Below are 13,096 nucleotides of genomic sequence, written 5' to 3'. Positions count from 1 at the left end.
ATTCGGGATTTTTTAAGTCCCGAATTTTTTTTGTTCCTAATTTATTTCCTAAATTTAATTATGAAAAAATTTTACTCTGATAAACATATTCCAACGGTTTCTCTTTTGTGGCTGGCCGTAATTTTTCTTTTGGCAACGCCTTTTTTAACTCCAAATAATCTTGACAAAATTGCTGTTTTTATTCCCATTATTATATGTGTAGTCAGTGCCGTATTATTGCTTTGGATTTTATTAGCAACCAATTATAAAATCGAAGGCTCTTATTTAAAATACAAGTCAGGACCAATAAAAGGAAAGATTGACATTTTTAGAATCCATACAATTGAGCACCAGAAAAACTGGCTTGTCGGCAATACATTGAAACCCGCTTTGGGTACAAGAGGACTGATTATCAAATACAATAAATTTGATGATATTTACATTTCTCCAAAGAAAAAGCAAGAGTTTATAAACGCTTTATTGGAAATAAATTCCCATATCGAAGTGAAAAATTAACCGATTTTTACCGACGTCATGTTCAGCGAACCTCCAACCATTTTATCATTAAAAAACGAAGTTTCGTCTTTTTCATCTTGCAAACCTAAAGTGTACAACAGCGGAAAATAATGGTCTGGCGTGGGAATCGCTAATTTTGAAGCTTTGTTTAACGTTTCATAATTGATTAATGATTTGTGGTCTTTGTCGGAGATTTTTTCTTTAAAAATAGCATCCATTTCAATTGCCCAATCAAAACCATAATTTGGCTCGTTGATTTTGTTCCAAGCAATCATTCTTAAATTGTGCACCATATTTCCACTCCCGATAATCAGAACGCCTTTCTTGCGAAGCGAGGCCAATTGTTTGGCCAAATCATAATGATATTGAGGCGGTTTGTTATAATCAATGCTCAACTGCAACACCGGAATGTCCGCGTTTGGATACATGTGGCGAACGACAGTCCAAGTTCCGTGGTCCAAACCCCAGTCATGGTCTAAACCGACGTTGGTCGTGTGAATCAGATTTTTAGTGGCTTGTGCTAGTTCTGGATTTCCTTTTGCTGGATATTGAACGTCGAATAATTCTTGCGGGAAACCTCCAAAATCGTGAATTGTTTTTGGATTTTCCATTGCCGTGATGTGTGTTCCTTTTGTCAACCAATGCGCTGAAATGACCAAAACTGCTTTTGGTTTTTGGATTGTCTCCCCCATTTTCGCCCAAGTTTGCGAAAATTCGTTATCTTCAATTCCGTTCATTGGCGAACCGTGTCCAACGAACAAAACCGGATGTTTTATATCCTCTTCGCTTAATTCTTTGGTCCAATTATAAAAGGGCTGTAATGATGCCATAGCTATTCCTCCTGTTATCTTTTTTATGAAATCTTTGCGTTCCAAAACTTAATATTTGTATATACAAATTTATAAAAATAATTTGGATTGCGAACATAAAAAAACGCTTCCGATTTGGAAGCGTTTCCATTATTGTTTTATTCTGGAAGATTTAAAAGTGTATCCTATTCTAAAATTTAGGTCTAAAATAACATCGCCTTCATTATCATAGTAATTTTTGTCCAGTAAAAAATTATAACCTAAACCAGCCGAAGCTTCATAATTGAAGCTACTTTTTCCAAAGTTTCGTTTGATTCCCCACTTCGGTACAATTGTAATTTGGTTCGGAACATACAAATCGATATCAGAAATGACAAACCAATCAGGATTATATCGTAATGTCAACCCTAAAAAATTTCCGCCGTTGTTTTGAATATTTTTGCCTTTATTTCCTCTTTTCTCCAAATTATAATACCATCTTGGTTCAATAGTAATTCCCGGAGCCAACGCATCGAAATGTATGCCGTCGTCACTAGCACGTCCAAAAAAATCGAGGCCAATTTCAGATTTCAAAGTAAATTGATTTCCAAGTCGGGATTCGTTGTTAATCCAAACTCCAAACGTACCAATTTGCGCATTAAAAGCGGATTTTTCAACGGAATATTCTTGAGCAGAACTAATTTGGAAACAAATAACAAAAAATAAAAGCGTAATTTTTTTCATTGTAAAGGGAAAATTAAATTGGTGGGCAAAAGTAATTAAAAACTTACGCTAAACACACCAAATTAATTATTTAACTAAATAAATTCCGTCCTCTTTTATCTCAATCAATTTTTGTTTGTACAAAACACCAACCGCCTTTTTAAATGTTTTCTTGCTCATTTTCAACACCGTTTTGATGTCTTCGGGATGGCTGTTGTCGTTCAAACGAAGAAAACCTCTATTCGCACGAAGTTCGTCTAAAATTTTCTCTGCATTGGGTTCAACTGCCTCAAAACCTTGCTTTTGCAAAGCCACATCAATCTTTCCATCAGGGCGAATATTTTTAATAAAACCACGTTTTCTGTCGCCAGTTCGTATTGTTTCATCATACACTTCGTCTTTGTACAGCAAGCCTTTGTGTTGCTCGTTGATGATAACATTGATTCCTAAATCGGTAATATGAGAAACGATTAAATCCACTTCTTCACCAACTTCCACGGTAATTTCTTCGTTGCTCAAAAATTGATTTGTCTTGCTTGAAGCCACCAATCGCTTGGTTTTTTCATCCATAAAAAGGTACACCAAATAACGTTTTCCTTGCTCCATCGGGCGCGCCTGTTCTTTAAACGGAACCAGAATGTCTTTTTCCATTCCCCAGTCCATAAAAGCGCCCACTTGGTTGACATAACTCACACGCAAAAGTGCAAATTCATTCAACAAAATATACGGTTCAAGCGTTGTTGCCACTGGTCTTTGCTCGTGGTCAAGATATACAAAAACCGAAATCTCCTCTCCTATTTCAAAAACCTTTGGAACATATTTATTTGGCAATAAAACATCCTCTTTTCCATCTGTCAAAAAAAGCCCAACTTGAGTGTCGCGGTCGATTGTTAACGTATTATATTTTCCTATTTCAATCATTTCTTTATAATTTGCACTATTCTTGCAAGTTGCAAAGGTACAAATGTTAAGCGGAAATTCATTCTACTTTAAAAGAAGTACCAATATATTAATCTGGACTTAAACTAATCCCTTGAAATAGTCCAATAAAATTTTATCATTTTTTAAAGTCGGGGTAAAAACCTCTAAAATCGAACGATTTTTGCTGGCATAAAAAGTTTCTAAGTTTTCTACTAAACTGGCTTCGTCACTGGCTTGAAAATAATCAAATTGGTACATTTTTGCCAAATGTTCTCCGGTCAAACAATGCGAAGTTTCAAAAAACGTATTAAAAACTGGCGTTTCTTGATGTCCCGGAAGAATTCTGAAAATGCCTCCACCTCCATTATTCAGCAGAATTATTTTGAAATTATTCGGGATATAATTGTTCCAAAGTCCGTTGCTGTCATATAAAAAACTGATGTCGCCGGTAATCAAAATAGTGTCTTGCTTGCTCGCCAAACACGCACCAACTGCGGTTGAAGTACTTCCGTCAATGCCACTCGTTCCGCGATTGCAAAAAACAGAAATCGTTGGGTCGATGTCCACCAACTGCGCATAACGAATCGCCGAACTGTTGCTGATTTGCAATTGGCTTTTCTTTGGCAAACTTGGCATCACTTTCTCAAAAACGGTAAAATCTGAAAACGGAATTTTTGATAAGTATAAATCGTGCTTTTCTTTTCTAAAAGCTTTTAATTCCTGCATTTTTTGATTGTAATCGGATTCCGTTTCCTTTGTTTTTGGCAAAAATTTCTCAAAAAATTCATTCGGATTTACTTCAAAATGTTTGGTCAAAGCGTTGAAGGTATCGTAAGCACGCAACGTATCGATGTGCCAATGCGCCTTTGGTCGGTATTTTCGCAAGAAGGCTTTTATTCTTTTGGAAACCACCATTCCGCCAAAAGTCAGCAAAATATCAGGTTGAAAATCTTTATAATCTTCGTTGGTAAAAGGTGTGATTATCGTGTCGATATTATTTACAAAATTAGGATGGTGCAAATTTGAAGTGGTTTCGGTCATCACCACAACAGATGAATCATTTGCTAATTGATTGATAAATTCTTCTTCAATTTTATTTGGTGGATTTACGCCAACCAAAATCAATTTTTTCGTAGAATTGTTCCATTTTGAAGCAAATTCGGTCAAATCTTCATCAAAATTGGCAATTTCAAACGTCATTTCTGAAATCAACGGATTCACAGAAATTGAAGAGACCGTTTCATATAAGGGCTCTTCAAAAGGCGCATTGATGTGAACGGGACCTTTTTTAACTTCTGCCAATGTAATTGCGTCAGAAATTTTTAGGTCATTTTCTTGCGAAGCCTCTGCTTCAAGATTGGCACTGTATAAAATGTGATTGGCATACACATTTTGTTGACGAATTGTTTGTCCGTCTCCAATATCTATTTTTTCTGAAGGTCTATCGGCAGAAATAATTACCAATGGAATTTGGCTGTAAAACGCTTCGGCAATCGCCGGATAATAATTTAACAACGCAGAACCTGAAGTGCAAACAATTGCAACCGGTTTACCAGTTTGTTGCGCCATTCCCAATGCGAAAAAAGCGGCACTTCTTTCGTCAGCAATACTATAACATTTAAAAGCGGAATTACTAGCAAAACCAATGGTTAATGGTGCATTTCTGGAACCTGGAGAAATAACAATTTCGGTAAGTCCTTTGGCTTTGCAAATTTCAAGAATGCTTTGTGCCAAAGGTATTTTTGGGTAAATCATTTGTAGTGTTTCAAAGTATCAAAGGTACGAAGTTGACGTGTTATTCTTCTCATAAAACTGCTATTTTACTCTTAAATTATAGGAAAAAGACAATATATTTGTAGATATCTCTTCACCAAATTTATATGCAACTCATCAAAACTTATTTTTTTCTATTCACCTGTATTTTCATTTTGCAAAATACTTCGGCACAAAATTCAATTTCATTTGACGAAAGTTCTTTTGATAAAATTATTCTGAAAGCAAAAAAAGAGAAGAAACCTATATTTTACATGGCATACGCAACGTGGTGTCCGCATTGCAACAAAATGAAAAAGGAAGTTTTGAGCGATAAAAACGTAATTGCTTTTTTCAATGCCAATTTCGTAAACGCGCAACAAGATGTGGACGAAGCTGACGGAAAAATGGTGAAGGAAAAATTAGGCGTAAAATCATTGCCTACTTTTGCTTTTTTAGATGAAAACGGAACTGTTTTGTATCGATTAAGCGGAGAATATTCTGCAGAACAATTTTTATTTGAAGCAAAAAATGCTCTGAATCCAAAGTTGCAATTGCCTTATTTGGAGAAACAATTTAATGAAGATATTTCAAACGCAGATAAATGTTTGGCTTATATTTCAACGCTTCGTAAGGGAACTGACCGAAAAACATTGTCTGTTCCTGCGCACAAATATTTAGCCACCCAAACGGAAAAACAGTTGGCTTCAGAGAAAAATTGGATGATCATTTCAAACGGAGTAACTGATATTCAATCAAAGGAATTTCAATATGTTTTGAACCACAAAAAAGATTTTGAAGCAATTGTTGGTGAGAAACGCGTCACCCGAAAATTAGCCAACATCGTCACCGAATCGTTAAAACCTTTGATGGAAAGTTTAGACACAACAAATTACTATAAACAAAGGGGAATTTCAAAAACCGTGGGAATTCGCGTGACCGATTCGCTAATTTTCAACTATGATTTAACTTTAACCGAAGCTTCTGAAAATTGGAAAAACTACAGCGAATTTGCGGGTGAATCTGTGACGAAATTTGCTTGGGAAAACCCAAGTCTTTTGAAAGAAATTGCAATGAATTATGAGAAAAACATTGCTGATAAAAGCAAATTAAAGGAAGCGATAACTTGGATGAGTAGGTCGCTGGAACTAAATGAATCTTACGACGGATTTATCTTAATGTCAAAACTTTACGGAAAAACATCTGATAAAAATCAAGCGATTTCTTATGCGAAAAAAGCGCGAAAATTAGGCGATGAATTAGGCGTAAATCCCGAAGAAACAAACGCTTTGTACAAACAACTTGGAATCAAATAAAGATGAAAACAATAATTCGTTCGGCTAGAATTGAAGATTTAGAAGTAATTCTGGAAATCGTGAATGATGCGATTTTAAACACAACCGCCATTTATGATTATGATGTGCGGACTTTAAACGAGCAAATTTCTTGGTTTCAGGAAAAGCAGGAACAAAATTTTCCGGTGATTGTGGCGACTGATGAAAATGATAAAGTCATTGGTTTTGGTACTTACGGCACTTTTCGGATGAAAATTGGGTTTAAATTTACCGCTGAACATTCGGTTTATGTCAAGGAAGGTTTTGCCGGAAAAGGAATTGGAAAAGCACTTTTATTGGAATTAATTAATTTGGCCAAAGCCCAAAAACTCCACGTGATGGTGGGTTGCATCGATGCAGAAAACACCGGAAGCATTGAATTCCACGAGAAATTTGGATTCAAAAAAGCCGGAATCTTGAAAGAATCCGGCTATAAATTTGACAAATGGCTTGATTTGCAATTTGTGCAACTTATTCTTTAAGGCTACTTCGGTAGAATGAAAATACTTTTGAAGGTTCGTCTGAACAATCATAAAAAACTTCCAAACGAACAAAATTCTTATGCAGAGTTAATGACGAATTTGCCTGAGATGCGATTTTCTGTGCTTCAATTTTTAAGCTGTCGGAATTTTTTGTACAAATTGGTTTAAAAACTATGATTCGATAAGCCAGCGTATCTTTTGGAGCAGAAATATTATATTTTGGTTCTCTGTAAACACTTTTGGCGTTGCTTTCTTTTTCTACCGATTTAAATAATTCTACTTCGGCTTTGCTCAATTCTCCGTCTCCCGGAGTTGTCATCCAAAACACTCCCAAAAATCCGAATCGATAAATTGCGACGATTGCCAAGGTTATTATTAAAACGATTATTATATTTTTTTTGCTCATCTTTCAGTAAAATAGTTTCCTGTTTTTTTATCGTAAAAGTAAATTTGCGAATTTTTTCTGACTTTCAAAAACGTGCTGTTGTGTTTTAAATTTGTAGCGCTATAATTTATTTGCAAAACCGTTCGGGAAGTTCCGCCATAACCCATGCCAGATCCGGGAGTTGTATATATTTTTGATTCTTGATTTAATAATTGAAATTGCATTGCTTCAAGATCTTCAAACCATTTCCAGACAAAATCTTCCTCTTTGGTATACATGTGTCCAAATTCATCATCTTTTGGATTTTTTGCCAGAGCCGATGATTGAATTCCGCCGATATTGGGAGCATCGTTAAAATTTTTATACATCAAAACTGGATCCCAATCGATATCAATTTGAAACGTTTTGTCAGGTAAACCAGCTCTAAATCCAGAAACATCTGCCGGGGAAAGATGAACTACTTTTTCAATATTGACATTTTTTTGCTTTAGCACATCGATCAAACCTTCCGCGAAAGCGCCACCCATGCTGTGTGAAATCACCATTACCTTGCGTTTTGTCTGAAATACTTCTTTATAAAATTTTGAACTATGATTTATAAAGCGTTCTTCTGCAATTTTTTTTCCGGATTGAAATCGATCTGTCGCGCTACTAAATTTTGTACCGGCGCCGTTTATAAATAATTCCTTTGTTGTATTAAAAAAATATTTTCGTGCCCCAGCTTTTAAACTTGATCCCCAATATTGCTCGCCCCATTCTGAACCTGCATAAGGCATCGATTTATTCCAATAACCACAGACGTAAAGAATCAAAGGTTCTGGTTGCGAAACTTCTAAATAATCAGAAATTTGCTTTGGCAAATCGGCATTTTCAGATCGGTAACTGCATGCAAAAAAGAGTTCTAATTTTTTGTCTTGTTCTTCTCCAAAAAACGTTTCTAAGTTGCTTAAATTTATAGTTCTTACGATTTTATTCGCAGAAACATTTTGGAATAAAATCCTACTTCCAGTTGAAGAATTTGTCAAATCAATTTTGTCATTCGCACTGTCTTCCTGTTGATTAATTCGTCTGTCGTCATCGTAAAGTGTCATAAAAACAGGCCTTCCGTCTTCAATATCTTTTGTCTCAACATGAAATTTGACCGTGTCTCCGGCTAAAGCTTTTGTGATTTTTTTGTCTTCGAGATCTGTCCACCAACCTCTCACAAAATGCTTTTCGCTTGATTTTCGATCGTATCTCCCAAAAGTAACATTTTCTCCTCCCATGTTTTATAGCTATTGAAAATCAGTCTTCTAATGAAATTTTATATCTAAATTTATTAAAATAATCGATTGTAAATCACAGGAAATATAATTTTAATTAAAAAATAACATTTAGCAATATGCTGAAAATCAGAAAAATTAGATTTTAAAATTCCACTTTAATCTTTAGAAAATAACTAGCTAACAAAAAAATATAAAAAAAAAGGAACCCGAAAGTTCCTTTTATAATTATGCTTTAACCCAGTTCGTAACTTCTGGATCTGTTACCAATGTTCTGGGAGCAATTACTTTTTCAAGTTCTCCTTTTTCATTGATTAAATATTTTTGGAAGTTCCACTCTACTTCAGAATCTTGCAATCCGTTTTTAGATTTTTGCGTTAGGAACTTATAAACTTCATTCATATCGTCACCTTTTACAGAAATTTTTTCCATCATTGGAAAAGTCACACCATAATTTTGTTGGCAGAACGCTCCGATTTCTTCATTAGTTCCTGGTTCTTGCGACGCGAAATTGTTTGCAGGAAACCCTACGACTACAAGACCTTTGTCTTTATATTGATCATAAATTGCTTGCAAGTCTTTGTATTGTGGCGTTAATCCACATTTAGACGCAGTGTTTACAATCAAGACTTTTTTACCTTTTAAGGTTGCAAAATCAAAATCATCTCCTGCTAAATCTTTTACCTTAAACTGGTAGATATTTTCCTTGGCCATTTTATTATTTTTTTGTGTTGATGCTTTTGTCAGCTTACTTTGAGCTTGATTTTGTTGACACGCGAAACAGCTTATAACTGCAAATGCGAGAATTAGTTTTTTCATCTTTTTATTTTTTATAAAATTAGATATTAGCGAAACAAAAACCGTTTAAACTTTGTTAAATAAAAAACCCATAACTTTTAAATTATGGGTTTCAATTTATTTTTAAATAATTAGCTTCTCAAATATTTTTTCTGTTTAACATAAGCCAACACTACGATTACAGTTACGATTCCAAGAGAAATGAAAACGAAATCTGGCGTCACCACTTTTTCTCCGCTTGCGTAAGAATGCAAACCTGTTAAGTAAAAATTTACTCCAAAATAAGTCATCATAATCGAATAAAACGCGTAAACACTGAAGACGTTGAAAATCCAAGTTCCTCTTAATCCCGGAACCAGTCTGGCGTGAATTACAAATGCGTAAACCATAATACTGATCAAAGCCCAAGTTTCTTTTGGGTCCCAACCCCAGTAACGTCCCCAGCTTTCATTGGCCCATTGGCCACCCAAAAAGTTTCCGATCGTCAACATCACCAAACCAACAGTCAATGATAATTCTGTGATATACGTAATTTCTTTAATGCTCAATTCTAATTTTTTGCTGTTCTTTTTATTGGCGAAAATCATCAATAATAAAGAAACCAAACCTAAAATCATTCCTAATGTAAAAGGTCCGTAACTTCCCACGATAACCGCAACGTGAATCATCAACCAATATGAATTTAAAACCGGTTGCAAGTTGGCGATCGCAGGATCCATCCAGTTCCAATGTGCGATCATCAAGATCATCGATGCAACAAAAGCTGTGGAAGCTACTGTCAATTGCGATTTTCTACCAAAAGCCAGTCCGAAGAACATCGTGGCCCAACCCACATAAATCATCGATTCATAAGCGTCACTCCACGGTGCGTGACCAGAAATATACCAACGCATAATCAATCCTGCGGTGTGCAAGACAAAGAAAAATCCAATTAAGATGTGGAAGAATTTTACCGTATAATTAATAATTTTATTGTTTTTAAAAATCTTTACGATGGTAAAAAGCAACATAAAAACTCCGGCCATCATATATAAATAGTACAATTTCTTGAAGATATCGTACTTATTATACATAATTTCAGAATTTATTTTATCGTCACTCGGACGCACATTTTTTCCATATTTTTTCTGGAAAAGTTCAATCCCACTTAAAACTTCGTCCGCTTGTTTGTAACCTCCAGTTGTTCTTGCTTCATCTAAAAATCCGATGTAAGCCGGAAGCACATTTCTTGTATATGTTGAATCTACGCCTGTAATTCCAGACTCATTCAATTCCAAAGGAGAAATCCATTTGTTTCCCTTATCAAACGGAACTGGGAAAATTTTCAAGATTCTCCTGCTCAAAGCCGCACTCAAAAGCACTACTTTTTTATCCACTTCAATAAAATCTTTTTGGAATTGGTTCGGAACCGCCGCTTTTTGTGCCTCGTCTAAATAAGGAGACAATTTGTAATTTCCTTGTTCGTCAAAAAAGTTGATGAACGAAACATATTTCGCATGACTTTCTACACCCAAAACCTTGTGCAAACTGTCATTGTCTTTCTTCACGTAAATGAAAGGAATATTTACCCAAAACTCTGGATATTGCGACATTGACAAGAAAACCTGGTCAGAATTTAATCCTCGGTAAGTATCACTTTTGCTTACTTTTCGAAGTAATTCAGAAGAAAAAGTGTTGATCGGCTTCATTCTTCCGCCATCATCTTGAATCACCAGACGACCAAATTTCGCCGCGTGCTCTGGCTTCACTTTTATCTTGGTCAAAAAAGTATCAATTTCAGCTTCGGTCGGCATTTTAATTGGTACCGCTTTCTTAGCAGAAGTCGTGTGCTGATGACCTGGCGCCGAATGATCGTGATCGTGTTGTGCGAAAGTTCCAACGCTTAAAAACAACAATAAAACTGTTATTAATTTAGCTTTCTTCGCTTTAATTTTATCTAATTTTTTCTTCACTTCGCCAAATCTTGAGTTTTTATCAAACATAATCGCCATCAAACCAGCGTATAAAAGAAAATAACCGATGTACGTTATCCAAGTTCCAATAAAATCGTGATTCACAGAAAGTACTGTAACGTTTGGCTCATACGTCTCTCTCAAGTTATTATCAGTATATTCATAAGATGCCTGGAAAAAACGGTAACCGCCATAATCCAACACGTTATTCATAAAAATTTCATAGTCAAAAGGCTTTTCGTCTTCCACAGTAATCTTGCTTTTAAAAGCAGAAAAACTCTTTAAAGTTCCCGGATATTTATCAGCAATGAAATCATTTAGCTTGATTTTAAAAGGCAAAGTATAAATTTTGCTTCCAAAAAATAAGGTGAATTCAAGGTCGCCCAATTTAAAAGATTGAGGCTCGCCCATTCTTCCTTTTGAACCAATTAAAGTAACATCTTGCGATTTTCCACCAGATTTAATCGTGACAATTAAAGCATCATCGCTCTTTTTATCTTTGTAATCATTGTTCGATTCATACGCCACTTTTCCTTTAATCGCAGGATCTGGAAACACAAATTGCGCACCGCCTACATTATATAACGAACGAAACATCAAATCTTGCACCGTGTCTTTTGCAACAGCGCCTTGCAATTTATCTGCCATTCGCATAAAGGTTCCGCCAAACGGAGCCTGAAAATTATATTTATCGCCTACTTTTGAAATATTTACCGCACCTTCAGTCGGTTTATTAAAGGCAAAAAGCAAGTTGTGAATATTCTGGACTTCACCCTCTTTCAAAAAATGCTCGTGACGCGTTCCATCGCCAGATTCCACTAATTTTATGTAAGTATCTCCCTTTGCATCTTCCTTAATAGTTTCCTTTGCATTCATCACAAAGTCCTTATAAACAATCTCATACGGCGTTTCAGCAAACTTTCCGTCGATAGAAAAATCGTTGTTCACCTTTGGAGAAAGCAACAATTCTTTTTCCTCCGCTTTGCGTTTCATTTCACCTTTATATTCGCCGTCAACAAACACGTTTAAGAACGTTTTATCAGAGAAAATCTGGTTTTCAGATTGCCCTTCTGCGATAGACATCATTCCTTCAAAACTGATGTAACGCGTCCAAAAAGCACCAATTAAAATAAAAATAAAAGCCAAGTGAAGCAATAAAGTCGTCCATTTTTCTTTTTTGTGAAGCTGGTAACGCTTTATATTTCCAAGAAAGTTAATCAAAAAAAGAAGCATAATCGCCTCAAACCACCAAGTATTGTAAATCCAAAGTCGGGCAACATCAGTATTGTAAGCATCTTCGACAAAGGTTCCGATTCCCATCGCCACGGCAAAAACAAGAAAAAGAAGAGCCATTAAACGAGTGGAGAACAGAATGGAGGAAATGGAAGTAAGAATCTTATCCATAGGTATGAATTACGTAGTTTAAAAAGTACGGCAAAAGTAAACAAAAATGTTGTAAACAATCATAAATGCTACCATCGCGTTTTCGTAATTCCTTGTTAATCTTTTCTAAAAATCATCTGTTTTCATCAGAAGCGAAAGGTCAGTGATTAATCAGGAGATGCAATTCCCGCTTTCTGCAGTAGCTTTTCTCCGTCCCGAAGTGTCGGAAGGAAGAAAAGGCTACTGCCACCAATCGGGGCTATTTGAGAAACATTTCCGCTTCCTTGTTAACTTCTGGACGAATATTGTCGATAATCGTTGTCGCCAGTATTGTCATTTCAAGGAACGAGGAATCCCTAATATAATTTGGCTAAAGTCAATTAAAATCCGTAATCATTAAATGGGCTTTGGCCGATTATTACTATTCGTCAATAAATTGGCTTCAACCAAAATTCAAAGTACATTGTTAAAAACTACACGCCGCAACACATTTTCGGCAAGCTTCCGCACATTCTTTGCAATGTGAATGATGCGCAAATTTTTCACATTCTTCAGCACAAGCCTTGCAAATTTCAGCACAAAGTTTCATAATACTTCCGGCAAACGAAGAATTTCTGGCTCCAAATTTGGCGCACAAATTACAGATATCGACACAATCTCTACACAGCGAAATACATCTCAAATGATTTTTGTCATTCATCTCAATACAATGCGTGGCACACATTTCACACGAATCCATGCAGGCCAAACAGGCTTCAACTGCTATTTTAAAATTTTTCATAACATATAAATTTCTGGTTTCTATAAATTTAAGAATTATA

The 13,096-nt window shown here is 35.5% G+C and carries 12 protein-coding genes; 3 read left to right on the top strand and 9 right to left on the bottom strand.

What is annotated here, in order from left to right; translation table 11 throughout:
- The first annotated feature begins 60 nt into the window (after positions 1-60).
- Positions 61-495, top strand: coding sequence for a PH domain-containing protein (locus ACFPVY_RS01375; protein WP_379789892.1), 435 nt, complete (start codon positions 61-63; stop codon positions 493-495).
- Here ACFPVY_RS01375 and ygiD read toward each other — a convergent pair.
- The 4 genes from ygiD to menD all read right to left on the bottom strand — a co-directional run bounded on the left by ygiD (position 492) and on the right by menD (position 4,682).
- A complete protein-coding gene (gene ygiD, locus ACFPVY_RS01370) occupies positions 492-1,325 on the bottom strand; it encodes a 4,5-DOPA-extradiol-dioxygenase (protein ID WP_379790260.1) in 834 nt (277 codons plus the stop codon). The two genes, ACFPVY_RS01375 and ygiD, sit on opposite strands and share 4 nt — an antisense overlap.
- A 129-nt stretch (positions 1,326-1,454) precedes the next feature.
- Positions 1,455-2,027 (bottom strand): hypothetical protein, encoded by a 573-nt coding sequence (locus ACFPVY_RS01365; RefSeq protein ID WP_379789890.1) that lies wholly within the window; start codon positions 2,025-2,027, stop codon positions 1,455-1,457.
- A 66-nt stretch (positions 2,028-2,093) separates the two neighbouring features.
- On the bottom strand, positions 2,094-2,927 hold the full coding sequence (locus tag ACFPVY_RS01360) for a CvfB family protein (RefSeq protein WP_379789889.1): 834 nt from the start codon (positions 2,925-2,927) through the stop codon (positions 2,094-2,096).
- Between the two features lie 99 nt (positions 2,928-3,026).
- Entirely contained in the window at positions 3,027-4,682 is a 1,656-nt protein-coding gene (menD, locus tag ACFPVY_RS01355) for a 2-succinyl-5-enolpyruvyl-6-hydroxy-3-cyclohexene-1-carboxylic-acid synthase (RefSeq protein ID WP_379789888.1), read from the bottom strand.
- Positions 4,683-4,807: 125 nt separating this feature from the next.
- On the opposite strand from menD, the gene ACFPVY_RS01350 reads away from it, so the two are divergent.
- Both ACFPVY_RS01350 and ACFPVY_RS01345 read left to right on the top strand, forming a co-directional pair.
- The gene (locus tag ACFPVY_RS01350; protein ID WP_379789887.1) at positions 4,808-5,995 is read left to right on the top strand and encodes a thioredoxin family protein; all 1,188 of its coding nucleotides are present in this window, start codon (positions 4,808-4,810) and stop codon (positions 5,993-5,995) included.
- A gap of 2 nt (positions 5,996-5,997) precedes the next feature.
- Positions 5,998-6,495, top strand: a complete 498-nt coding sequence (locus ACFPVY_RS01345) for a GNAT family N-acetyltransferase (RefSeq protein WP_379789886.1) — start codon at positions 5,998-6,000, stop codon at positions 6,493-6,495.
- On the opposite strand, the gene ACFPVY_RS01340 is transcribed toward ACFPVY_RS01345, so the two are convergent.
- From ACFPVY_RS01340 to ACFPVY_RS01320, 5 genes are all read right to left on the bottom strand, one after another.
- Positions 6,485-6,901 (bottom strand): hypothetical protein, encoded by a 417-nt coding sequence (locus tag ACFPVY_RS01340; protein ID WP_379789885.1) that lies wholly within the window; start codon positions 6,899-6,901, stop codon positions 6,485-6,487. The two genes, ACFPVY_RS01345 and ACFPVY_RS01340, sit on opposite strands and share 11 nt — an antisense overlap.
- The gene (locus tag ACFPVY_RS01335; RefSeq protein ID WP_379789884.1) at positions 6,898-8,145 is read right to left on the bottom strand and encodes a hypothetical protein; all 1,248 of its coding nucleotides are present in this window, start codon (positions 8,143-8,145) and stop codon (positions 6,898-6,900) included. The genes ACFPVY_RS01340 and ACFPVY_RS01335 overlap by 4 nt, the downstream gene beginning before the upstream one ends.
- A 225-nt stretch (positions 8,146-8,370) precedes the next feature.
- Positions 8,371-8,961: a glutathione peroxidase gene (locus ACFPVY_RS01330; RefSeq protein WP_379789883.1), complete on the bottom strand. Its 591-nt coding sequence runs from the start codon at positions 8,959-8,961 to the stop codon at positions 8,371-8,373.
- A 110-nt stretch (positions 8,962-9,071) separates the two neighbouring features.
- A complete protein-coding gene (locus ACFPVY_RS01325) occupies positions 9,072-12,296 on the bottom strand; it encodes a cytochrome c biogenesis protein CcsA (RefSeq protein ID WP_379789882.1) in 3,225 nt (1,074 codons plus the stop codon).
- Between the two features lie 445 nt (positions 12,297-12,741).
- On the bottom strand, positions 12,742-13,056 hold the full coding sequence (locus ACFPVY_RS01320) for a four-helix bundle copper-binding protein (RefSeq protein ID WP_379789881.1): 315 nt from the start codon (positions 13,054-13,056) through the stop codon (positions 12,742-12,744).
- Positions 13,057-13,096: the final 40 nt, after the last annotated feature.

Origin of the sequence: Flavobacterium qiangtangense (assembly GCF_042658345.1) — a bacterium.
Taxonomy (GTDB): domain Bacteria; phylum Bacteroidota; class Bacteroidia; order Flavobacteriales; family Flavobacteriaceae; genus Flavobacterium; species Flavobacterium qiangtangense.
Note: the sequence above shows the minus strand (reverse complement) of the source record. Positions and strands in the feature narration are given on the sequence as shown.

Bases quoted from the DNA above. Each gene is read 5' to 3' on its own strand.
- ACFPVY_RS01350 (WP_379789887.1), top strand. From the start codon at position 4,808: ATGCAACTCATCAAAACTTATTTTTTTCTATTCACCTGTATTTTCATT.
- ACFPVY_RS01330 (WP_379789883.1), bottom strand. From the start codon at position 8,961: ATGAAAAAACTAATTCTCGCATTTGCAGTTATAAGCTGTTTCGCGTGT.
- ACFPVY_RS01360 (WP_379789889.1), bottom strand. From the start codon at position 2,927: ATGATTGAAATAGGAAAATATAATACGTTAACAATCGACCGCGACACT.
- ACFPVY_RS01345 (WP_379789886.1), top strand. From the start codon at position 5,998: ATGAAAACAATAATTCGTTCGGCTAGAATTGAAGATTTAGAAGTAATT.
- menD (WP_379789888.1), bottom strand. From the start codon at position 4,682: ATGATTTACCCAAAAATACCTTTGGCACAAAGCATTCTTGAAATTTGC.
- ACFPVY_RS01325 (WP_379789882.1), bottom strand. From the start codon at position 12,296: ATGGATAAGATTCTTACTTCCATTTCCTCCATTCTGTTCTCCACTCGT.
- ACFPVY_RS01340 (WP_379789885.1), bottom strand. From the start codon at position 6,901: ATGAGCAAAAAAAATATAATAATCGTTTTAATAATAACCTTGGCAATC.
- ygiD (WP_379790260.1), bottom strand. From the start codon at position 1,325: ATGGCATCATTACAGCCCTTTTATAATTGGACCAAAGAATTAAGCGAA.
- ACFPVY_RS01365 (WP_379789890.1), bottom strand. From the start codon at position 2,027: ATGAAAAAAATTACGCTTTTATTTTTTGTTATTTGTTTCCAAATTAGT.
- ACFPVY_RS01320 (WP_379789881.1), bottom strand. From the start codon at position 13,056: ATGAAAAATTTTAAAATAGCAGTTGAAGCCTGTTTGGCCTGCATGGAT.
- ACFPVY_RS01335 (WP_379789884.1), bottom strand. From the start codon at position 8,145: ATGGGAGGAGAAAATGTTACTTTTGGGAGATACGATCGAAAATCAAGC.
- ACFPVY_RS01375 (WP_379789892.1), top strand. From the start codon at position 61: ATGAAAAAATTTTACTCTGATAAACATATTCCAACGGTTTCTCTTTTG.